The 18,847-nt window shown below is 68.0% G+C and carries 18 protein-coding genes; all 18 read right to left on the bottom strand.

Features of this window, described 5'->3' with window-relative positions:
• Positions 1 to 11: 11 nt before the first annotated feature.
• Entirely contained in the window at positions 12 to 434 is a 423-nt protein-coding gene (locus tag VJ673_RS19390) for an iron-sulfur cluster assembly scaffold protein (RefSeq protein WP_324127810.1), read from the bottom strand.
• Entirely contained in the window at positions 431 to 1,507 is a 1,077-nt protein-coding gene (locus VJ673_RS19385; protein ID WP_324127809.1) for a molybdopterin-binding protein, read from the bottom strand. Before VJ673_RS19385 ends, VJ673_RS19390 begins: the two co-directional genes overlap by 4 nt.
• Positions 1,504 to 3,312 carry a methylmalonyl Co-A mutase-associated GTPase MeaB gene (gene meaB / locus VJ673_RS19380; RefSeq protein WP_324127808.1) on the bottom strand — a complete coding sequence of 603 codons (1,809 nt, stop codon included), beginning with the start codon at positions 3,310 to 3,312 and terminating at the stop codon, positions 1,504 to 1,506. The genes VJ673_RS19385 and meaB overlap by 4 nt, the downstream gene beginning before the upstream one ends.
• Positions 3,313 to 3,409: 97 nt before the next feature.
• Positions 3,410 to 3,802 carry a hypothetical protein gene (locus VJ673_RS19375; RefSeq protein WP_324127807.1) on the bottom strand — a complete coding sequence of 131 codons (393 nt, stop codon included), beginning with the start codon at positions 3,800 to 3,802 and terminating at the stop codon, positions 3,410 to 3,412.
• Positions 3,803 to 3,811: 9 nt separating this feature from the next.
• A complete protein-coding gene (locus VJ673_RS19370; RefSeq protein WP_324127806.1) occupies positions 3,812 to 4,204 on the bottom strand; it encodes a RidA family protein in 393 nt (130 codons plus the stop codon).
• Between the two features lie 15 nt (positions 4,205 to 4,219).
• Complete coding sequence (locus tag VJ673_RS19365; RefSeq protein ID WP_324127805.1) at positions 4,220 to 6,190, bottom strand: oxidoreductase; 1,971 nt, start codon at positions 6,188 to 6,190, stop codon at positions 4,220 to 4,222.
• A 71-nt stretch (positions 6,191 to 6,261) separates the two neighbouring features.
• Positions 6,262 to 6,501: a hypothetical protein gene (locus VJ673_RS19360; RefSeq protein ID WP_324127804.1), complete on the bottom strand. Its 240-nt coding sequence runs from the start codon at positions 6,499 to 6,501 to the stop codon at positions 6,262 to 6,264.
• Positions 6,502 to 6,714: 213 nt separating this feature from the next.
• Positions 6,715 to 7,725: an AraC family transcriptional regulator gene (locus VJ673_RS19355; protein WP_324127803.1), complete on the bottom strand. Its 1,011-nt coding sequence runs from the start codon at positions 7,723 to 7,725 to the stop codon at positions 6,715 to 6,717.
• A gap of 185 nt (positions 7,726 to 7,910) precedes the next feature.
• A complete protein-coding gene (padI, locus tag VJ673_RS19350; RefSeq protein WP_324127802.1) occupies positions 7,911 to 9,293 on the bottom strand; it encodes an NADH-dependent phenylglyoxylate dehydrogenase subunit beta in 1,383 nt (460 codons plus the stop codon).
• A 4-nt stretch (positions 9,294 to 9,297) separates the two neighbouring features.
• Positions 9,298 to 10,572 carry an NADH-dependent phenylglyoxylate dehydrogenase subunit epsilon gene (gene padH, locus VJ673_RS19345; RefSeq protein WP_324127801.1) on the bottom strand — a complete coding sequence of 425 codons (1,275 nt, stop codon included), beginning with the start codon at positions 10,570 to 10,572 and terminating at the stop codon, positions 9,298 to 9,300.
• On the bottom strand, positions 10,573 to 11,868 hold the full coding sequence (padG, locus tag VJ673_RS19340; RefSeq protein ID WP_324127800.1) for an NADH-dependent phenylglyoxylate dehydrogenase subunit alpha: 1,296 nt from the start codon (positions 11,866 to 11,868) through the stop codon (positions 10,573 to 10,575).
• Between the two features lie 13 nt (positions 11,869 to 11,881).
• Entirely contained in the window at positions 11,882 to 12,172 is a 291-nt protein-coding gene (gene padF, locus VJ673_RS19335) for an NADH-dependent phenylglyoxylate dehydrogenase subunit delta (RefSeq protein ID WP_324127799.1), read from the bottom strand.
• Positions 12,169 to 12,741, bottom strand: coding sequence for an NADH-dependent phenylglyoxylate dehydrogenase subunit gamma (padE, locus tag VJ673_RS19330; RefSeq protein WP_324127798.1), 573 nt, complete (start codon positions 12,739 to 12,741; stop codon positions 12,169 to 12,171). The genes padF and padE overlap by 4 nt, the downstream gene beginning before the upstream one ends.
• Before the next feature lie 10 nt (positions 12,742 to 12,751).
• Positions 12,752 to 13,540 (bottom strand): cyclase family protein, encoded by a 789-nt coding sequence (locus tag VJ673_RS19325; protein ID WP_324127797.1) that lies wholly within the window; start codon positions 13,538 to 13,540, stop codon positions 12,752 to 12,754.
• Positions 13,541 to 13,550: 10 nt separating this feature from the next.
• Positions 13,551 to 14,513, bottom strand: a complete 963-nt coding sequence (gene fdhD, locus VJ673_RS19320) for a formate dehydrogenase accessory sulfurtransferase FdhD (protein WP_324127796.1) — start codon at positions 14,511 to 14,513, stop codon at positions 13,551 to 13,553.
• A gap of 21 nt (positions 14,514 to 14,534) precedes the next feature.
• The gene (locus tag VJ673_RS19315) at positions 14,535 to 15,434 is read right to left on the bottom strand and encodes a DmsC/YnfH family molybdoenzyme membrane anchor subunit (RefSeq protein ID WP_324127795.1); all 900 of its coding nucleotides are present in this window, start codon (positions 15,432 to 15,434) and stop codon (positions 14,535 to 14,537) included.
• Positions 15,435 to 15,445: 11 nt separating this feature from the next.
• Positions 15,446 to 16,060: a 4Fe-4S dicluster domain-containing protein gene (locus VJ673_RS19310; RefSeq protein WP_324127794.1), complete on the bottom strand. Its 615-nt coding sequence runs from the start codon at positions 16,058 to 16,060 to the stop codon at positions 15,446 to 15,448.
• The gene (locus VJ673_RS19305; RefSeq protein WP_324127793.1) at positions 16,060 to 18,663 is read right to left on the bottom strand and encodes a molybdopterin-dependent oxidoreductase; all 2,604 of its coding nucleotides are present in this window, start codon (positions 18,661 to 18,663) and stop codon (positions 16,060 to 16,062) included. Before VJ673_RS19305 ends, VJ673_RS19310 begins: the two co-directional genes overlap by 1 nt.
• Between the last annotated feature and the right edge of the window lie 184 nt (positions 18,664 to 18,847).

Genomic DNA, 18,847 nt, shown 5'->3' with positions numbered 1-18,847 from the left:
AGATGAGCGTCTCAGCCGCCGTCGAGGGCGATCGTCAGGGCTTCGAACGGGATCATCACGCAGCCGTGGCGGCTGCGGTATCCCTGCACCGGCGTGAACAGCGCGATCTCGTCGGCTCCCTCGGGCGTTCCGGACACCTCGCCCCCGGCGAGCATCGCCGCCACGCGCGCGCGCAGCCGGTCGACCTCCTCCGGTGTGCGGCCGAGCGCATGCAGCCCGAGCAGCGACGCCGATGCACGGCACAGGAGGCAACCCTTGACCTCGTGCGCGATCGCCGCGATGTGGCCTTCGACGAGTTCGACGTCCATTCGCACGCGGTCGCCGCACACCGGGCTGTCGCGCAGCGCTGAACCAGTCGGGGCAATCAGGCGGCCGGCGCCGTGGGCGGCCTCGGCGAGGGCGCGGATCTGTTTGTTGTAGAGGGCTTCGATCATCGGACTGGAGCCGTCGCGCTTCGGTTTGCAGTGTGGGCGGCAATTCGCTCAGGATTGCGGGTGCCGTCGTTGTCGGGGTTCGCGTCGTCGCCCTCCTCGGGCGCACTGCGGATCAGGCCGCCGACGCCCATGCGCATGATGTCCTCGCGAGTCGGGGGGATGCCGGCCATCAGGCGCGGCAGGACGAGGTCGAGGCCGTTGCTCTTTCGGGAGCGCCCGCAGCCGGGCAGGATCACGACGGGCACGGCGCCGATGTGACCGAGCACGAGCATGTTGCCGGGCTCAACCGGCATGCCGAAGTGGTCGATCGTGCCGCCGACCGCCGTTACGGCCCCGGGGGCGATGTCCTTGCGGTCCTTGGCGACGGTGGCGCCACACACCAGCACGAGCTCGCAGCCGGCCGCGAGCGCCTGATGCAGCATGGATTCGAGAGCGTCGCGGCGGTGGGGGCCGCGCAGCGCGAGCGTGAGCCGGCCGCCGAGCGCTTCGACCCGGCTGCCCGTCACCTTTACCGTCGCCGCGAAGATCGAGTCCTTCATGCCCGGCAGTTCGGTCTGGATCAACGCGGCACGGCAGGGCTTTAGTTCGGCGACGGTGATTGGCGGGGTGCCGGACGCGATCTCGCGGCACGCATCGAGCAGGCGCCGCGGCACGGCGAAAGGGATGATCTTGACGGTGGCGACGACCTGACCGGGATGCACGACCGCATGGCGCGGGAGGGTGCCGACCGCGATAGCCTCGTCGAGCAGGTTCATCCGGTCGATGCGTTCGGCGTCGATGCGCAGCACGCCGGGTACCGACGCGTGTAGGTTGCAGCGGCCGGCGCGCGGTGCGCGTGTTTCCGTATTCGCGCCGATGAGCATCGCGGCCAGTTCGTCGGCGGCGACGTCCTCGGCGACGTCGTCCGGATCGAGCCGCGCGCCGGTGACCGTCGAGAAACCCTCGTCATCAAGCAGACCGAGATCGAGCGCTGACAACACGCGGCCCTTCTTGAGCGTCCGCGCGCCGAACTTCAACGTGTGGGCGAGCATCACGCCTTGGGCGGTGGCCAGGGGAAATTCGTCGAAGATCATCGTTGGTACCTCATCTGGATCACCTCGGCGAGGATCGCAACCGCGATCTCGGCCGGTGCGCGACCGCCGAGGTCGAGGCCGACGGGCGCACGGATGCGCGGAATCGCATCGGCAAGACCTGCCTCCGTGAGCCGCGCGACGCGTTTTGAGTGGGTGCGCGTGCTGCCGAGCGAGCCGATGTAGAACGCGGGACTCGTGAGCGCGATCGCCAGCGCGGGATCGTCGAGCTTGGGGTCGTGCGTGAGCGTGATGATTGCGGTTTGTGCGTCGGGCTTCAGGCGTTCGAGCGCCTCGTCGGGCCATTCCGTTGATACCTCGACGTTCGGCAGTCGTTCGGGCGTCGCAAACGCGCGGCGCGGGTCGACGACCACGACGTCGAAGCCGGCAATCGCGGCCATTGGCGCCAGGGCCTGAGTTATGTGCACGGCGCCCACAATGATCATGCGCGGCGCGCCGACGTGGCAGCGGGCGAAGAGCGCGCCCTCGCTGGCCCCCTCGCGCGAGGCAAGCGGACCGCTGCGGTTGGCGGAGAGGCGCGCGCGCGTCTCGGCGAGCTGGAGGTCATCGAGCGGGAGCTCACCCACGACAGCGTCGTCGAAGACCAGCGCGTGTGCACCGCCGGCGAGCCGGGTGACGAGCGCGACCGGGCGCTTTGCACGACGCGCTGCCAGGAGGGGCGCGAACAAAGCGTCATCGACGCGTTCGACCAGCACCTCCACGCGCCCGCCGCACGCCAGACCGACTTCCCACGCCTGCTCGTCGCTGACGCCGAATTCCAGCAGTCGGGCCTTGCCGTCGGCGATCGAATCCTGCGCCTCGCCGATGACCGCGCCCTCGATGCAGCCGCCGGACACGGAACCGACGAAGGCGCTCCCCTGCTCCACCGCGAGGTGGCTGCCCTCGGGTCGGGGCGACGAACCCCATGTGCGAACGACCGTCGCAAGCGCGACCCCGCGGCCGTCTGCCCTCCAACGCTCGATCTGGGCGAAGAGCTGGTCATCCGTCGCCGGTGCGGAGGGGGTGGACGGGGCGACAGCGCTCACCGATTTCAGGCGTCGACCGACGCCCGACGCCCGTGCATGTTGGTCGATGCAGTCGGCCAGCGCGGCCACGCCCTCGCCGTTCGTCGCGACCGTCGTCAGCACCGGCACCTCCCAGCCGTGGCCGCTTGCGCCGCGCGCTTCGAGGTCGCGGACCGTGGCCGAGGCGACCGGCGAATCGCCCTTGTTCACGACCAGGATGTCGGCGATCTCGAGCACGCCGGCCTTGATCGCCTGCACCTCGTCGCCGAGGCCTGGCGCGCACACGACGACGCGCGTGTCGGCGAGGCGTGCGACTTCGACTTCGGACTGGCCGACGCCGACGGTCTCGACGATAACGACATCGAAGCCGGCCGCGTCGAAGAGGTCCACCGCGTGCGCAGTCTTCCGGGACAGGCCCCCGAGTTGGCCGCGCGACGACAGCGAGCGGATGAATACGCGTTCGTCACCACCATGTGTGCCCATGCGCACGCGGTCGCCGAGCAGCGCACCGCCGCTCACTGGACTGGAGGGGTCGACGGCGACAACCGCGATGCGCTTGCCGCGCGCGAGCAGCTCGCCAAGCAAGGCATCGATCAGGGTCGACTTGCCGGCGCCAGGCGCCCCAGTGATGCCCAAGACGTGGGCGCACCCGACCCGGTCGGCCAGCGAAGCGAGCAAGGCGTCGGCGCCGGGTAGATCGTTCTCGATTGCGGTCAATGCACGCGCGATCGCCGGACGTGAACCGGCAGCAATGGCATCGGGGAGCGGGCCTGTCGAATGCATTGGATGCCCTCAATCAGTGGGAGACCCCATTATGTTTCGTGCCCGCATCTTCCGGGGGGTTTCCGTGTATCGGATTCATACGTGAGCCACCTTCCGGTCAGTGCCGCGGAAACACGAGTCCGAAATCCTCGACGAAGTCCGCGAGGCCGGCGGCCTCCAGCCCGTCGAGAGACCTCAGCATGTAGGGATGGAGCTTGCCGCGGCGCACGAGAACAGGCACCTCCGCGAGGCCCTGCTCCAGCACCGCCGCGAGCGCATCGCTGTCGGCGACGAGCAGCATCGCGACGTCGGCGTCGAAATCTCCGCAGAAATCGCGCAGCGCGACGCTCGCCCCGCGCGATGTCCCCTGCCATACGAGCACCCGGCCGCGGCGCGCGGAAAAATCGTCCTTCGTCAGCACGCCGACGGAGGCCTCGGCGGCGGCGAGATCCTCGCGGTCCAGCATCGCCTTCCACGCGGCGCAGTCGAGCACCGTAACGGCCGTCTCCATCGCGCGCTCCTAGGCGGGCAACATCGCGGTCACTTCGATCTCGATCTTCGCGCCGTGCTCGACGAAGCCGGCGACCTGCAAGGCCGTCATCGCCGGGAAATGTTTGCCGATCAGCTCGCGATAGACCGCGCCGATCTCGGCGAGGCGAGCGTTGTACTCCGCCGCGTCGCCGAGATACCAGTTCATGCGCACGATGTTCGACGGCCGCGCGTCGGCCTGCGCGAGGATCGCGACGATGTTGGTCAGCGCCTGGCGGACCTGCCCGACGAGATCGTCGGTCTGGAACTTCTCGTTCTCGTCCCAGCCGACCTGACCGGCGACGAACACCATGCGGCCGCTAGTGACGACCCCGTTCGAATAGCCCTTCGGGCGAACCCAGCCGGGCGGTTGCAGGAATTGCATGTCTCGTTCTCCTTGTTAGATCCGCACACCGAGCCGATATCCCTCGTGGATCGCCGCATCCAGTCCGCGCGCGATGACCGCGTCGCCGGCGCCGTGCAGTTCGTCCACCATCCACTGGAATTCGTGGAAGAGGTCGTGGTTCGCCTTGCGCGGCCCGGACACGATCACCGTGTCGGCTTCGACGAAGGTCTCCTCGCCTTTCGCGCTGCGCACCATTGCCCCTTCCGTGGTGACGCCGGCGAGCACCGAGGACGTCAGGGTGCGGATCTCGAGTTCCTCGATCCACGCGGAGTGGCGCCACTTGAAGGACGGCATGACGTCCCCGGCGATGCGCTTGTCCTCCTCGACTATGACCACCTCGTGGCCCTGCTTGCATAACGACTCGGCCAGCGTGAGGCCGATCTTGCCCGCCCCGACCATGACGATGCGCTTGCCCGGCTGCACCTTTCCGGTCGCGACGTCGAGCGCATCGACCAGCTTGTCGTGTCCGGGGATGTGGCGGTAGGCGTTCATGTCGGTGCGCGAGCCCGCGGCGACGATGCAGACGTCGTACTGGTGCAGGATGCTGCGCATGAACTTGGCGTTGGCCTCGGTGTTGAAGCGCACGTCGATCTCCATCTTGCGCGCCATCGTTTCGTAGTAGCGCACGACCGACATCAGGTCGTCGGGGCGCGCGAGGTCGTTGGACGCGTAGCCGACGAGGCTGCCACCGATGCGGTCGCCCTTCTCGAATACCGTGACGTCGTGGCCGCGGCGCTTCGCCGTGATCGCGGCCTCCATGCCGGCGGGACCGGCGCCGATGATCATGATCTTCTTCTTCACCGCCGCGGGCGTGACGTGATATTCCGGCTCCACCTCGTGGCCGAGCGTGGGGTTCATCGCGCAGGTGTAGGGCAGGTCGCGGAAGAGCCGCGACAGGCAGTTGAGCGAGCCGATGCAGCGGCGCACCTCGTCCAGCCGGTCTTCGGCCGCCTTGTGCAGCAGCTCCGGGTCGGCGAGCATCGGGCGACACACTTCCCAATAGTCGAAGATGCCGTCGGCAATGCACTGGTTCGCCATCACGGGGTCCGGCAGGCGGTTGCCGAAGGTGATCAGCGTGTTCGGGAACAGCTTCTTCGCCTTCGCCGAGAGGTAGTTCCAGTGGCCCGGCTGCACGTCGCGGCCGATCGACGATTCGGGCGCTTCCTGCCAGCCGACCGTCACCGAGATCATGTCGACGCCGCAGTCGACTGCCTGCTGCATCAGTTCGAAGCACTCGTCCTCGCTGTTGCCACCCCAGCGGTCCATCAGCTCCGCACCGTTCAGGCGCACGACGAGCGGATGTTCGGGAGTGGCCTGCTTGATCGAGTCGATCAGCTCGCGCATGAAGCGGCCGCGGTTCTCGATCGAGCCGCCGTATTCGTCGGTGCGCTGGTTGGTGAAGCGCGAGTTGAAGTTCGCGAGCAGGTAGCCCATGAAGCTGGTGACTTCGGTGCCGTCGAAGCCGGCGCGGATCGCGCGCTTGGCGGCGTCGGCGTGCTGCATGACGATCGCGCGGATCTGCTCCTTCGTCAGCTCGCGCGGCGGGCGGAAGTGCGGCAGCGTCTGCGGCACGACGGACGGCTGGATGCAGTAGCCGAGGTCGATGCCACCGTAGCGGCCAGCGTGCAGGATCTGCTGGATCGCGACCGCGCCGTTGTCGTGGATGTACTGCGCGATGGTCTCGAACTGCGGCAGGAACTTGTCGTCGAAGATCGCGACCTGACGGAAGTAGGCCTTGCCCTCGCCGAGCGGATCGGGATACGCGCCCTGGTTGGTGATGATGCCGGCGCCGGTGCCGGCGATGACGCGCGTCCGGGCGAGCTCGCGCGGGGTGATGTAGCCGTCGCGGGTGTTGTAGTTCGACACGCAGCAGGCGCCGTACTTGACCATGTTCTTGGTCTCGTACTTGCCGATTTTGCCGGGCTTGAACAGGTGGGGCAGCTTGAGCTCGCCGGGTCGCTTCATCGTTGTCTCCTCGTCAATTTGGTGTAGCTGGAAGGCTGTTCTGATCGTTGTTCAATCGTCGGTCGGCCGTTTCAGGCGGTGACCGCGCTGCGCGGCGCCTGCACCGGCGGCAGCGTCGCGATGAATTCCCGCAGGCTTTCGCCCCGCATCTCGCGGATGCACCCGAGCACGTCGCCCAGCGACGACGCACACACGCAGGAACAGGCTGCGGGAAAGGTGAAACCGCTGCTTTCGGGGATTTCCCCTTTCACCAAGGCTTCCTCTTCCTGGAGCGCCTGAACCAAGGCCATCACGTTTCCCAGTGCCGTCATGTTGTTCTCCTCGAACGAAGCGGCTCGGATCGCCGAAGCCGTTGTACGTGGAGTCAATGTATCGGGGCGCTTTCGGCGAATCCCCCCCCACCCGGTATGGGTCGGATAAGCAGGATTCGTTTGATGCGAAAGACCTGGAAATCACGCGCACAAGCGCACTCCTCCCGCCTGCGCGGGCAAGTCCAAATGCATATTCAGACCGTCATGGTTGGATCAGGCGAGCGCCCTCTCCCGCGTTCGCGACGGGGATTCGCCGAACCGCGCCTTGTACGCGTTCGCGAAATGGCCCAAGTGGTGGAAGCCCCAGTGGGTCGCGATACAGGTGACGGTCCTGTCGGCCGAGCTCGGGTCGCGCAGCTCGTCGTGCACGCGCTGCATGCGCACCGATTTCAGGTAGGCCATCGGCGTGGTGTTCCTGAACTCGCGAAAACCCGCGAACAGCGCGCTCGTGCTGACATTCGCGTGCGCGGCGAGATCGCCGACGGTCAGATCCTGGTCGGCGTGCCCGTCGATGTATTCCTCGACGCGGCGGACATGGCGCGGCGCGATCGACTGCGATGGGCTCAGGAGTTCGTCGCGATAGTTGTTCGGCTGGATCATCAGCAGCGTGGTGACGAGCAGGTGCTCGATCTGCGCCGCAGCGAGCGAGGAGGCGAGCATCGGCGACTGATGCTCCAGTTCCGACATCAGATAGGACACCAGCGCCTGCCAGCTCACGCCGCCCTGGCTCGACATCGTGAGCCCGAGCCCGAATTCGAGCGGCTTGCGCAGCGGATGGCCGAGATGCTGCGCGCAGACGTTTTCCAGCAGCTGACGGTCGATCTTGACCATGAGCTGGTCGCACTCGTCGTAGATGGTCTCGGTCAGCGGCAGCGTTGGCGTGACGACCGATGCGAGGTCCGGCGTGGAGTGGATCTTCTGTTCACCGCAGCAGACGTCGGCGTGTCCCGAAATCGGCATCATCACGAGAAGGAAATCGTGCAGGCAGCCCGCGTCGATCGCGACGGTAGCCCCATAACCCAAGCGGTTGACCGACACGCCGCGGATGGGCGCGTGCTGCATGCGGGTGTTCACCCGGCTGTCGCAGCCGGCGAACTTCAGCGCGTGCGGGCAGAACACGCCCGCGACGCGGTTCCGAGCCTCGTCGAGATCCTGCGTGTGGAAAAGCGTGAAGCGGGAGAGCGCATCGCGCCCTCCCAGCGACGTCATCAGCGCCTGGGTCATGGTTCTCCTCCGGTGTGGGTTCCGTGCCTTTTTTGTCGGTGCAAGGCATCGGAACGAGTGCGGACGCGTGCGGTCTGCGCCGTCGTCGCGTCCTGGTCAGCGTCTATCGTCGAACCTCCTTTCGGGACACTGTATACAGTATCCCTCTATAACCTTATGCATAGTAGGCCTATGCAGATCGGCCGTTACTGATCCAGGTCAACTGCCATCGAATCAGATGGATGGCAAACTATCCGCTTCCCCTCACGCGCTCGCATCCCGGCGAGTTCGCGCAGCACCTGCGCCTGCTCCGCGACGTGGTGCTCGATGTGCGCGATCTGCGCAGGGTCGAGGTGCCGGAACTTGCCGAGCAGCTTCAGGTAATCGGTGACCGGCAGCGGATCGTCGATGTCGCGCGAGAGCGTCAGCCCCTGCTCGCGGCGGTACTCCCACAGCACCGCGAAGTTCGTCTCCACGGCCTTGCGCGCGACCTCGATGTTGCTCTCCGACGGGAAGCGCCAGCCCGACGTGCAGGGCGAATACAGGTGCAGGTACGCGAAGCCGCGTTCAGACGCGTCGAGCGCCGCCTCCAGCTTCGCGTAGAAGTCCTCCATGAACGCGGTGGAGGCCGTCGCAACGTATTCGCAGCCGTGCCACATCATCAGCAGCGGCAGGTTCTTGGCGTCCTGCGCCTTGCCGCGGGCACTGTCTCCGATTGGCGTCGTCGCCGTCCACGCACCGTAGGTGGTGCTGCCCGAGCGCTGCGCGCCGGTATTCATGTAGCCCTCGTTGTCGACGCAGACGAAGAGGATCTGTTCGCCGCGCTCGGCCGCGCCCGACAGGGACTGGAAGCCGACGTCGCCCGCGCCGCCGTCGCCGGCGAGCGCGAGCGCCGTCACATTGCGGCCCTTGCGTTTGTGCTGGCGACGGATGCCAGTGAGCATCGACGCGGTGTTCGTCAGCAGCGGATGGAAGACCGGCACCTTGCAACCGAGCATGCCGTTGTAGCCGACCGAGCCCATGCCCGGGATGCAGCCGGGCGGCGTCGCGAGCACGGTATTCGGGCCGACGCGACGCAGCGTGTGGCGCATGATGAGTTCGGTGTTGCAGCCCTGGCAGCCGCCCAGGCCCGGCACGAACAGGTCTTCGAGCTCGCCCCAGCGGTTGTAAACATTCGCCGCCGTCACGTAACGCAGCGCGCCGCGCGTACACGCGGAAACGCATTGCGGAGCACCCGCGCATTGGTCGCATTTGACGACGTGGTGTTCGTCAGCGCTGAACGCGATGCCACCAAAGGTGCAACCGGCGGTGCAGATCAGGCAGTTCACGCAGCGTTCCGCGTCCCACGCGACGATGCCATCGTCGCCCTTGGCGAGCGCGGCGGCGGGACATACAGACGCGCAGCGCGGATCGCCGCACTGACGGCATTGCGCGACGCCCCAGTGGCCCGCCTCCTCATCGCGGACGATGCGAATTCGGGATTGGGCGATGTTTTCAACCGTGGATTTGGCGCTCACGCAGGCTTTCATGCAGTCGCCGCAGCCGTCGCAGCGCGCCGCGTCGAAGGCAATGGTCGGGGTGGCACTCATCGGCTCATCTCCACAGTCCGGACATCAAGGCCCGCGCGGTGTCTTGCGGGTTTTCGAGCAGCGCGTCGAGGTGGGCGCCGATCTCGACGCGGCGCAGGATCAGCTCCCACATGATTCCCGGGTCGAACAGCACGTCGACGCCGAAAATGCCTTGCAGCCGGCCGTCGCGCAGTACGAGCTTGAGATAGCCGCGGGCGCCCTCCCCGCCCCGCACGAGCACGTCCCACTCCGGTCCGGCCTGCTCGGGGGCGTCGCGTCCAACGGAGAGCGCACGGCGACCGAAGAAGCCGTAGGTGTTCAGCGACACGCCGCCGGGATAGGGACGCAGCGTCGGATCGCCCGCCATGCTCATGCCGGCGGTGCGGCCCTGTTCGACGGCGTCGGGCAGGATGCCGCCGGCCGGCGTGCCGTCGCCGAAGAAGCTCGGCGTCTGCACAACGTCGCCGGCAGCCCAAACGTTGTCCGCGGCGGTGCGCATGAACTCGTCGACCACGATGCCGCGCTCGACGGAGACGCCCGAGCCGGCGAGATACGACACCTCCGGCCGCACCCCTGCCGCGACGAGCAGCAGGTCGGCGTCGCGCGCCTCGCTGCCGTCGAGCAGCACCCTACAGCCCTCGTCGCGCGCCGCGACCTGTTTGACACGCCGGCTGGTCAGCACCTCGACGCCCTTGTCGCGGAACACCGCTTCGATACGGGCCGCGGCCGCGGCGTCGAAGTAGCCGGGCAGCACCTGCCCGCGCATCTCGACGATCGTCACCCGGGCGCCGGCGCGGACGAGATTCTCGGCGGCGTGCATGCCGACCAGCCCCGCGCCGAGGACGACCGCGCTCCCCGCCGAACGGCCCGCCTTACTTGCAACATCGCGCAGCGCGAGCGCGTCGTCGAGCGTGCGCAGCACGTGAAATCTCACGTCCGACAAGCCCTCGATCGGCGGAAGCGCGGGCGCGGCGCCGGTCGCGAGCAGCAGCTTGCCGTATCCGATCTCGCGGCCGTCGGCGAGGCGCAGCCGGGCGTTCGCGGTGTCGAGCGCGGCGGCGGCCGCCTGCTGCCGGTAATCGACGCGCTGCGCGTCGAACCAGCTCCGTTCACGCAGCGCGATGCGATCCTCTGAGCACTTCCCTGAGACCACGTAGGGCAGCACCGTGGGCGACACCGGCAGCCGCGCCTCGCGGTCGAGCACCGCAATGCTGCCGTCCGCATCGTGCGCCCGGATCGCCCGCAGCGCCTCGAGGCCGGCGTGGCTCGCACCGAGCACGACATAGTCGAACTGTTCCATTCATCGATCCTCGGCGTTGAGCCACACGGGCTCGCGCGGACAGGGGGCATCCAGGAGCTTCGCGGTTTCGGCAATCGCGCGCTCGAAATGCGTCTGCGTCAGGTCGGCCCCGGCAAGGCCGCCGATCAGCGACAAGCAGGGGATGCGATTGCGGCAGTGCTGCAGCGCCGCCAGCGTCTCCTGATGCACGGGGCCGCTGTTCCAGCCGTAAGACACGGCGCGGTCCACGACGCCGACCGCGCGCACCTTGTCGAGCGCCGCGACCATCGCATCGAGCGGGAACGGCCGCAGCGTCTTGATGCGGATGAGGCCGACGCGTTCGCCCCGGTCGCGTGCGGCATCGACGGCATCCTTCGCGGCGCCCGCCATGCTGCCGATCGTCACGAGTGCGTAGTCGGCGCCGTCGAGCCGGTATTCCTCGACCAGCGGCGCGTAGCGGCGGCCGAAGCGGCGCGCCCATTCCTCGTGCACATCGACGATCACGCGCAGCGCGTTCTGCATGCCTTCGCAATGCCCGCGCCGGTAGCCGACGAAGAGCGCCGGCCCCGGCCCGGTCGCGCCGCCAGTCAGCGGATCGACGCCCATCGGCCGGTCGGGGTCGAGCGCGGCGTGCCAATTCACGTCCGGCGCACCGAGGAAGTCGTCGACCTCGGCCTGGTCCGGCAGCTCGATGCGGACAATGCCGTTCGACAGGTAGTTGCCGTCGTGATTGACGTTGACGGGCAGCATCACCGAGCGGTCCTCGGCGATGCGGTAGGCCATGACGATGGTGTCGAGCACCTCCTGCACCGTCTCGCAGAAGAGCTGCACCCAGCCGACCTCGCGCACCGTCATCGCATCCTGCTGGCCGCCCCACACGCACTGCGGCGTAATGCCGTCGCGGTTGACGATGGACATGACGATCGGCAGGCGCAGGTTGGGCGTGCGGAAATACGGCTCGAACATGAAGGCGAGGCCCTGGCCGCAGCTCGCGGTGTAGGTGCGCGCGCCAGCCAGCGCCGCGCCGTGCAGCACCGACAGCACGCTGTGCTCGCCCTCCGCCTCGACGAGCTCGGCATCAAGCACGCCGTCGGCGACGAACTGCGCGACGTACTCGGCGAGCGAGGACTGCGGCGTGATCGGATACACCGCAACCATGTCCGGCCGCGACAGCACCACACCCCACGCCGCTGCCTCGTTGCCGTCGCAGACGAGGACCTTCGGCTCCTTCTTCGTGACCGCGGCGTCGCAGGCGGGGGCGTTCCGGCCACTCGCAGGCTCGGCGACCAACGCAGTCATCTCGGCGACCTCGTTCATGTCATTCCCCCGTTCATTCCTCTTCCGCCACCATCGAGATCGCACGCTGCGGGCATTCGCGGGCGCAGATGCCGCAGCCCTTGCAGGTGGCGAGGTTCATGTCGAACCAGCCGGCGCGCTCGACGACGCACTGCACTGGGCAGTACAGCCAGCACACGGCGCATTTCACGCACTTGCGGCGGTCGACGACCGGGCGCAGCGACCGCCAGTCGCCCGGCAGCATGCGGCTGTATTCGGTCGCGATCGGGCACAGGGTCTTGGGGATCGCGCTCGCGTCGAAGAGCGGCTGCGCCTGCTTCTTCATGCCGCCTCCCGTCGAGCGATGGCATGGACGACGGTGCGCGCGTAACCCAGCGCCAGCGCTCGCTTGTTTTGCGCCAGGCCGCCGTCGCGGAAACTCGTCTCTTCGAGCGCCCTGGCGAGCGCGTCGAGCGACACGAGGCCGGTCGCGCGCGCTAATGCACCGAGCATGACCGTGTTGGTGATCGGTCGCCCGAACACCTCGCGCGCGATCCCCACCGCGTCGCACACGGCGACCGTCGCCACCGAAGCCGGCACCGCGATGTCCTGCGGCGCGAGGCTGCTCGCCTGCACCAAGGTGCCGCCGTCGTGCAGTCCGGCAAAGATGTCGACGACACGCGGCAGGGACGAGTCGATGCAGACGACGCAGTCCGGTTCGTAGATGTTGGTCATCGCCCGCATCGGCGTCTCCGACGCGCGCAGGTAGGCCGCGACCGGCGCACCCCGGCGCTCGAAGCCGAACTGCGGCACAGCGACGACGTGCTTTCCCTCCGCGACGAGCGCCTTCGCGAGTATTCCCGCGGCGAGCACCGTCCCCTGGCCGCCGCGTCCGTGCAATCGCACCTCGAACATACGGCCTCCGTCAGGCCGGCACGAGCGCGAGCACGCGCAGGGGGCTGCCTGAGCCGCCGACGAGCTTCAGCGGCGACGCGACGACGACGGCCCCGGTGGGTGGCAGGCGGTCGAGGTTCGCGAGGCTCGCGAGCCCGAATTTGCCGTTGCCCTGCATGATGTGGTGCGTCCAGAACGGCGGATCGAAGCTGTGCGCCTGGCCGGCGTCCGTGCCGACCGTCTCGACGCCGACGCCCAGCACGTCGCGTTCGAGCGCGAGGAGTTCGGTCGCGCCGCGGTCGAAACCGGGCGAATGCGGACCATCGTCCCGGCAGTTCAGGAATTCGGCGACGCCGACGCGCTTCGACCAGTCGCTGCGGAGCAGCACCCAGGACTTCGGCGGGATGCGCCCGTGCGTCGCCTCCCACGCGAGCACCGCGTCGCGCGTCACGAGGTGGTCCGGGTTCGCCGCGGCCTCGCGGCTGATGTCGATGACGCACGCGGGACCGACGAAGCGCTCGGCCGGGATCGTGTCGAGCGTGTTGTCGGCGCGGTCCTTGCCGCTGACCCAGTGCACGGGCGCATCGAAATGCGTGCCGGTGTGCTCGCCCATGCGGATCGTGCGCCAGTACCACGCGGGCCCCTTGTCGTCGTACTGCGAGATCGTCTCGAAGCTCACGCCCGGCGAGTTCGCGAACGGCGGGGGCAGCCCCAGCACCGGCGTGTCGGGACCGAGCGGCTGCGTCAGGTCGACGACCCCGATCGTGCCGCGGGCGAGTTCCGCGGCGAGCTGCGTCAGGACATTGCCATTGGCGGTCATGCTTCTCTCCTCAGTCATCCATCGTGAAAGGCACTGCCGCAGCGCCGGCGTGCGCGGACTCGTGCCTGACGGCGCCGTCGCGGATGCGTTGCGGGTGGGAATAGACGGTCGCGGAAGCGTCGCGGACGAAACCGCACAGCGTGATGCCGACGCGTTCGGCGAGCGCGATCGCGAGCGAGGTCGGCGCGGACACGGCAGCCACGAGCTCGAAGCCCGCCCGCGCCGCCTTCGCGACCATCTCGTAGCTCAAGCGCGAGGACAGCACCACGCCGCAGCCGGCAAGCGGTACCTCGCGCAGCAGGCATTCGCCGATCGCCTTGTCGAGCGCGTTGTGGCGGCCGAGATCCTCCGCGACGGCGACGACGCCGCCGCTGGGCGAGAACACCGCCGCGGCGTGCGCACCACCGGTCGTGCGGAAGAGGCGTTGCCGGCGCTGCATCGTCGCCATCAGCGCACTGAGCTCCGGCGCCGCGAGGCGCAGCCGTGTCCCGACCGGTGCGAAGTCGTCGAGACTGTCCTCGATCGCTTCCCGCCCGCCGCACACGCCGCACGAACTCGTGACGACCACGTCGCGCCGCTTCACCACGACGCGCTCGGGCGCCTTGAGCCGCATGCGCACGACGTTACGGCGGTCGGGGCACACGGCCATCGTCGCGATATCCGCGAGACCGCCGATGATCCCTTCCGAATATGCGAAGCCCGCCGCCAGCGCAAGCCGCTCGGGCACCCTCTCGGACACGACGTCGTCGCCGAGCACGCCCTCCCCGCTGACGAAGCCCGCCGCTGCGTCATTGCCGTCGGTCGATGTCCACATCAGCGTGTAGCGTCCGACGCCTTCGACGTCGATCGTCAGCGCGTCCTCGTCGATGACGCGGCAGGTTGCCTCGCCGCGGGAGTCCTCGCCCGACAGCCGGACCGCCGATACCGTCCGGCTCCCGCTCGCCTGCCACAGACGCGCAATGCTCGTATGCATCGGATGTCTCGTCGGCGCGGATCAGTGGCGGAACCGGTACGCCAAGCTCAGCGCCGGGTCGTAGCTCCCGGCCTTGAACATCAGCACGCGAAACGCGTAATAGCCGGCGAGCTCGAGGCCGGCGACCGCGAGCATCCACGCGAAGTCCGGGGGCGCGGCGAGCATCATCAGCGCGGAGAAGACGAAGCCCACCCCGATCACGAGCGGCACGAACCAGCGCGCGAAGCCACCCTGCAGCAGCAGCGCAACCGATTGCCGCCCCGCTTCGGACGCGTGGCGCGCGCCATGCAGCAGGCTCAGCACCGTGACCAGCCCGTAGAGCATCAGCGCGACCGCGAGCACCTGAAGCAGCCGCACGGTGTCGGGGCGCTCCGCAAGGAAAGGCGCGTCGAAGCCCAGCACGAGCGTCAGCAGCACGCCGTTCAGCAGCGCATAGGTCAGGCTCGCGATCGGCATCAGCCCACCGCTCCACAGTGCGATCGCCGTCGAGTGCGACATGGCGAAGCCCTGGTAGATCATGATGACGAAGCACGCCGCGAGCGCGAGCGCGGCGACGAGCTGCGACACCCCGGCGGGAAGCACGCCGGCACGCAGGTCGATGAGGTGCAGCGCCCCGGCGACGACGAACAGCACGATCGCCGCCAGCCCGCGGCTCACCCACGAGCTGCGCACCTTCGTCAGCGCGCGCCACCCGCGCAGCGGCTGCCCGAGGTGCAGGATGTGCCCGCCGGCCTTGCCGAAGAGCACCATGACGAGGCCGGCGAACATGCCGAGCGTGAAATCGAAAAACTGCGCGACGAAGTACAGGCCGGCGCCGGCCTCCCCGAAGAAGAACGCCGTGGCCATCTGCACGCCCCACGCCTTCTGCAGGCCGACGCCGACGCGGAACGTGCCGTCCGCGATCCGGTTGCTCGCGATCATGTTGTTCCCCTTCAGTCGATGTAGAAGACGCGCGGGTTGGTGTTCTTCTCCGGCAGCGGCTGGCGCCCGCGGCGCTCCAGGATCAGCTGCCGCGGCCGACTCGTCGGGTCGTCGAGATCGCCGAAGATGCGCGCCTCGGTCGGACAGGTCGCGACGCACGCGGGGAGCTGCCCGGCGTCGACCCGTTCATGACAGAACGTGCATTTGACGACCGTGCCCACCGTGAAGCGCCCGATACCCTGCTCCTCGAAGGGCGTCATCCGCCCGCCGCCGAACAGCCCCTCTTTCAGCATCTCCGGCTCGAGCCGTGTGCGCTGGTCGTACGGGCACGCGACGATGCAGGTGCCGCAACCGATGCATTTGTTGCGATCGACCATGACGATGCCGTCGGGACGGGTGTAGGTCGCACCCGTCGGACAGGCGCGCTCGCACGGCGCATCCTCGCAGTGGTTGCAGATCGTCGGCACGTAGCTGCGCGTGACGTCCGGGTATTCGCCGACCTCCTCCGACAGCGTCTTCGTGAAGAACACGCCGTCGGGCAGGCTGTTCTCCTGCTTGCACGCGACCGCGCAGGCGTTGCAGCCGATGCATCGGCGCAGATCGAAAACCATCCCCCACTTGGCCATCAGTGCGCCCTCCCCTTGCTGAACACCGAGTTGCCGGCGGCGATCTCCGCCGGCACGGAAGCGAGCTTCGTCAGCCTGACCTTGGCGACCGTCTCCGGCTGTCCGCTGCACGCGTCGGTGTGCCGCAGGTTCGCCGGCAGCAGCTGGTTGAAGTTGCCGCCGCCGTGGCGCACGCCGGTGTTCTGCGTCGCGACACGCGTAAGTGCATTCGACACGCACACCGCATCGGGATGGACGCCTTCGGACAGCCCGATCTTCGCGACGATCGAGCCGTACGGCGACTCGATGCGCACGATGTCGCCCTCGTCCAGCCTTCGTTCGCGCGCCGTCTTCGGGTTCAGCAGCACCGCGGTATGCACCGGGTCCTTGAACACGATGTCGTTGATCCAGGGATTGCCGATGCTCTCGCCGAAGTTGATCTGGATGTCCTTGAAGGTGATCGCGTACAGGTCGAAGTCAGCCGGCTCCAGATGCACCGGATCGGGCACCGCCGTCGGCAGCGGCTGGTAGTCGCCCCACTCCCACTCGTGGCGGAACGGGACATCGGCCGCCTCCATCTTCTGGCGCAGCGTGTCCCGTGCGCGGACGATGTCCTCGAGGTAGAAATGCAGCCGCATCCCGTCCCAGGGCCGGTACCACTTGTCGGGGCGGCGCGGCGTCACCGCGTGGCCGTGCTCCACGTACCAGTCGAGATCCTGGCCGTTCCACAGCTTCCCCTTGCGCTCGGCGATCTCGCGGTCGCTGTACTTGCGATTCGGTTCGAGCAGCAGCTCCGGCTTCTGGTGGAAGCCGTTGACGAAGTTGAGGATGCCATTCCAGGTCTCGAGCAAGCCCAACCGCTCGGAGATCTCGTAGAAGATCTCTTCCTCGCTCTTCGTGTCGTACAGCGGCGGCGTCGCGGGCTGACGCAGGCACATGCCCTCGTGGTGCGGGGGCTCGATCATCGTCATGTTCCACGACTCGAGCAGGTCGTGCGACGGCAGGATCACGTCGGCCCACTCGTTCGATTCGTTGGGCAGGATGTCGACCGCGACGATGAAGCGCATCGAGCGGAGCAGCGCGTACCACTGCTCGCGGTCGCCCGGCAGGTTCCACAGCGGGTTCGAGTGACACATCAGCAGCGTGTCGGGCCGGTAGTCGAGGCCGAACTTCTCGGCGTTCGCGAGCGTGTGCTGCGTCAGGTGCCCGGGGTCGACACCGATCGGGAAGAAGCCCATCAAGTGCGTCTCGTTGGGCGGCCACGAGAACGGCACCTCGGGGTGCAGCTGGTGCGGCATCGTCTGCATCATGCCGTTCTCGCCGGGCTGGATCTGCCCGCAGCCGCCGCGGATGTCCTGCATCTGGTCGTCGAGCGTGACCCCGACGTGCCCCCCCGGCGCGTCGATCCCCCCGACGAGGAAATTCACCAGCTTGAACGCATGGTTCGCCATCGCGCTGTACTTGTGGCCCTGCGCGCCGCGGTAGTAGTTGTACGCGGCGGGGCGCAGCGGCAGCATGCGGCCGTCGATCTCGATGAAGGAGCCGATCTGCGCCGCCTTCGCGAACTCGCGCGCGATGCGCCGCGTCGTCGCCGCCGGCACGGTCGTCAGCGTCTCCATCTGCTCCGGCGAGCATTCGGCGAGGATGTCCTTGAACTTCTGGAACGCCGGCCGGCAGGGCTTGCCCTCGACCGTGTAGGTGCCTTCCAGCGCGACCTCCTTGATCTCCGGGTCGTCCCACAGTCGCGCGCAGTTGTCGACGGCGTCCCACACGTAGATCCTGCCTTCGCCATTGCGCACGAAGTACCCGTCCGGCCCGACGAGGTACGGGGCGTTGGTGTCCTTCTTCAGGAATTTCGCGTCGTACAGCTTCTCGGCGACGAGCACGTGGGCGAGGCCCAGCGCGAACTGGCGATCGGTCGCCGGGCGGATCGGCACCCACTCGTTCGCCTTCGCGGCGCCGATCGACAGCCGCGGCTCGACGACGACGACGCGCATGTTGCGCTCCACGCGTGCCTTCGCGACGTGGTTCGCCTGGGCCGCGGTGTGCAGGTGCGAAGAAAAGCCGTCGCCGCCGCCGTTGTTGATCCAGTAGTTGCAGTAATTGACGTCGTTCGCGGCGGCGAAGGCGGCATGGATGAAGCCGTTCATCGGGTGGTAGCCGCCGCCGCAGAAGTTGCCGACCGACGACAGGTAGTTTGCGTTGCCTAGCGCCGCGGGCCACGCCCACAGGAAGAGCTTCTGGAAGTCGTTGATCGCCGGCATCAGCTTGCGCGGGTCCTCCTCCAGCGTCTTCCTGAGCTCGCGGCCGACGAGGTCCAGCGCCTCGTCCCACCCGATCGGCGCCCACTTCGGATCGACGCCGGGCCCCTTCTCCGGATTCGTGCGCCGCAGCGGCGTCCTGAAGCGCGCCGGATCGTAGTGCCGAAGGATCGCCGCGTTGCCCTTCGGGCACAGCCGCCCGTTGTTGCTCGGGCTGGTGGGGTTGCCCTCGATCTTGTTGATGACGCCGTCCTCGGTGACGTGGATCCGCGTCGTACAGGAGTGGATGCACATCTTGCAGCTCGAATTGAGCCACTTGCCCGGTTTCATCGAGTTCTGCACCGGCTGCGTGAGAGTCTCCATTACCGCTCCTCGGTGGAATTGCGCGCCTGCTTCGAGCATTCAAATTACGGCACGCCCGCCCGTCCAACTATCCCGCGATTACGACGGCTATCCCCGGAATGGCGATGTTTGCGAGGACGGCGGGCGGGCACGATGCAAGGAAAAAGGGGCGCTCCCGGGCGCCCCTGACAGCCTCGCGTCGCGA

The sequence above is a fragment of the Aromatoleum sp. genome (genome assembly GCF_035254505.1).
GTDB lineage: Bacteria > Pseudomonadota > Gammaproteobacteria > Burkholderiales > Rhodocyclaceae > Aromatoleum.
Note: the sequence above shows the minus strand (reverse complement) of the source record. Positions and strands in the feature narration are given on the sequence as shown.

What these genes read in the sequence shown, in the direction of transcription:
- VJ673_RS19390 (WP_324127810.1), bottom strand. Translation starts at nt 434, where the DNA reads ATGATCGAAGCCCTCTACAACAAACAGATCCGCGCCCTCGCCGAGGCC.
- VJ673_RS19385 (WP_324127809.1), bottom strand. Translation starts at nt 1,507, where the DNA reads ATGATCTTCGACGAATTTCCCCTGGCCACCGCCCAAGGCGTGATGCTC.
- meaB (WP_324127808.1), bottom strand. Translation starts at nt 3,312, where the DNA reads ATGCATTCGACAGGCCCGCTCCCCGATGCCATTGCTGCCGGTTCACGT.
- VJ673_RS19375 (WP_324127807.1), bottom strand. Translation starts at nt 3,802, where the DNA reads ATGGAGACGGCCGTTACGGTGCTCGACTGCGCCGCGTGGAAGGCGATG.
- VJ673_RS19370 (WP_324127806.1), bottom strand. Translation starts at nt 4,204, where the DNA reads ATGCAATTCCTGCAACCGCCCGGCTGGGTTCGCCCGAAGGGCTATTCG.
- VJ673_RS19365 (WP_324127805.1), bottom strand. Translation starts at nt 6,190, where the DNA reads ATGAAGCGACCCGGCGAGCTCAAGCTGCCCCACCTGTTCAAGCCCGGC.
- VJ673_RS19360 (WP_324127804.1), bottom strand. Translation starts at nt 6,501, where the DNA reads ATGACGGCACTGGGAAACGTGATGGCCTTGGTTCAGGCGCTCCAGGAA.
- VJ673_RS19355 (WP_324127803.1), bottom strand. Translation starts at nt 7,725, where the DNA reads ATGACCCAGGCGCTGATGACGTCGCTGGGAGGGCGCGATGCGCTCTCC.
- padI (WP_324127802.1), bottom strand. Translation starts at nt 9,293, where the DNA reads ATGAGTGCCACCCCGACCATTGCCTTCGACGCGGCGCGCTGCGACGGC.
- padH (WP_324127801.1), bottom strand. Translation starts at nt 10,572, where the DNA reads ATGGAACAGTTCGACTATGTCGTGCTCGGTGCGAGCCACGCCGGCCTC.
- padG (WP_324127800.1), bottom strand. Translation starts at nt 11,868, where the DNA reads ATGAACGAGGTCGCCGAGATGACTGCGTTGGTCGCCGAGCCTGCGAGT.
- padF (WP_324127799.1), bottom strand. Translation starts at nt 12,172, where the DNA reads ATGAAGAAGCAGGCGCAGCCGCTCTTCGACGCGAGCGCGATCCCCAAG.
- padE (WP_324127798.1), bottom strand. Translation starts at nt 12,741, where the DNA reads ATGTTCGAGGTGCGATTGCACGGACGCGGCGGCCAGGGGACGGTGCTC.
- VJ673_RS19325 (WP_324127797.1), bottom strand. Translation starts at nt 13,540, where the DNA reads ATGACCGCCAATGGCAATGTCCTGACGCAGCTCGCCGCGGAACTCGCC.
- fdhD (WP_324127796.1), bottom strand. Translation starts at nt 14,513, where the DNA reads ATGCATACGAGCATTGCGCGTCTGTGGCAGGCGAGCGGGAGCCGGACG.
- VJ673_RS19315 (WP_324127795.1), bottom strand. Translation starts at nt 15,434, where the DNA reads ATGATCGCGAGCAACCGGATCGCGGACGGCACGTTCCGCGTCGGCGTC.
- VJ673_RS19310 (WP_324127794.1), bottom strand. Translation starts at nt 16,060, where the DNA reads ATGGCCAAGTGGGGGATGGTTTTCGATCTGCGCCGATGCATCGGCTGC.
- VJ673_RS19305 (WP_324127793.1), bottom strand. Translation starts at nt 18,663, where the DNA reads ATGGAGACTCTCACGCAGCCGGTGCAGAACTCGATGAAACCGGGCAAG.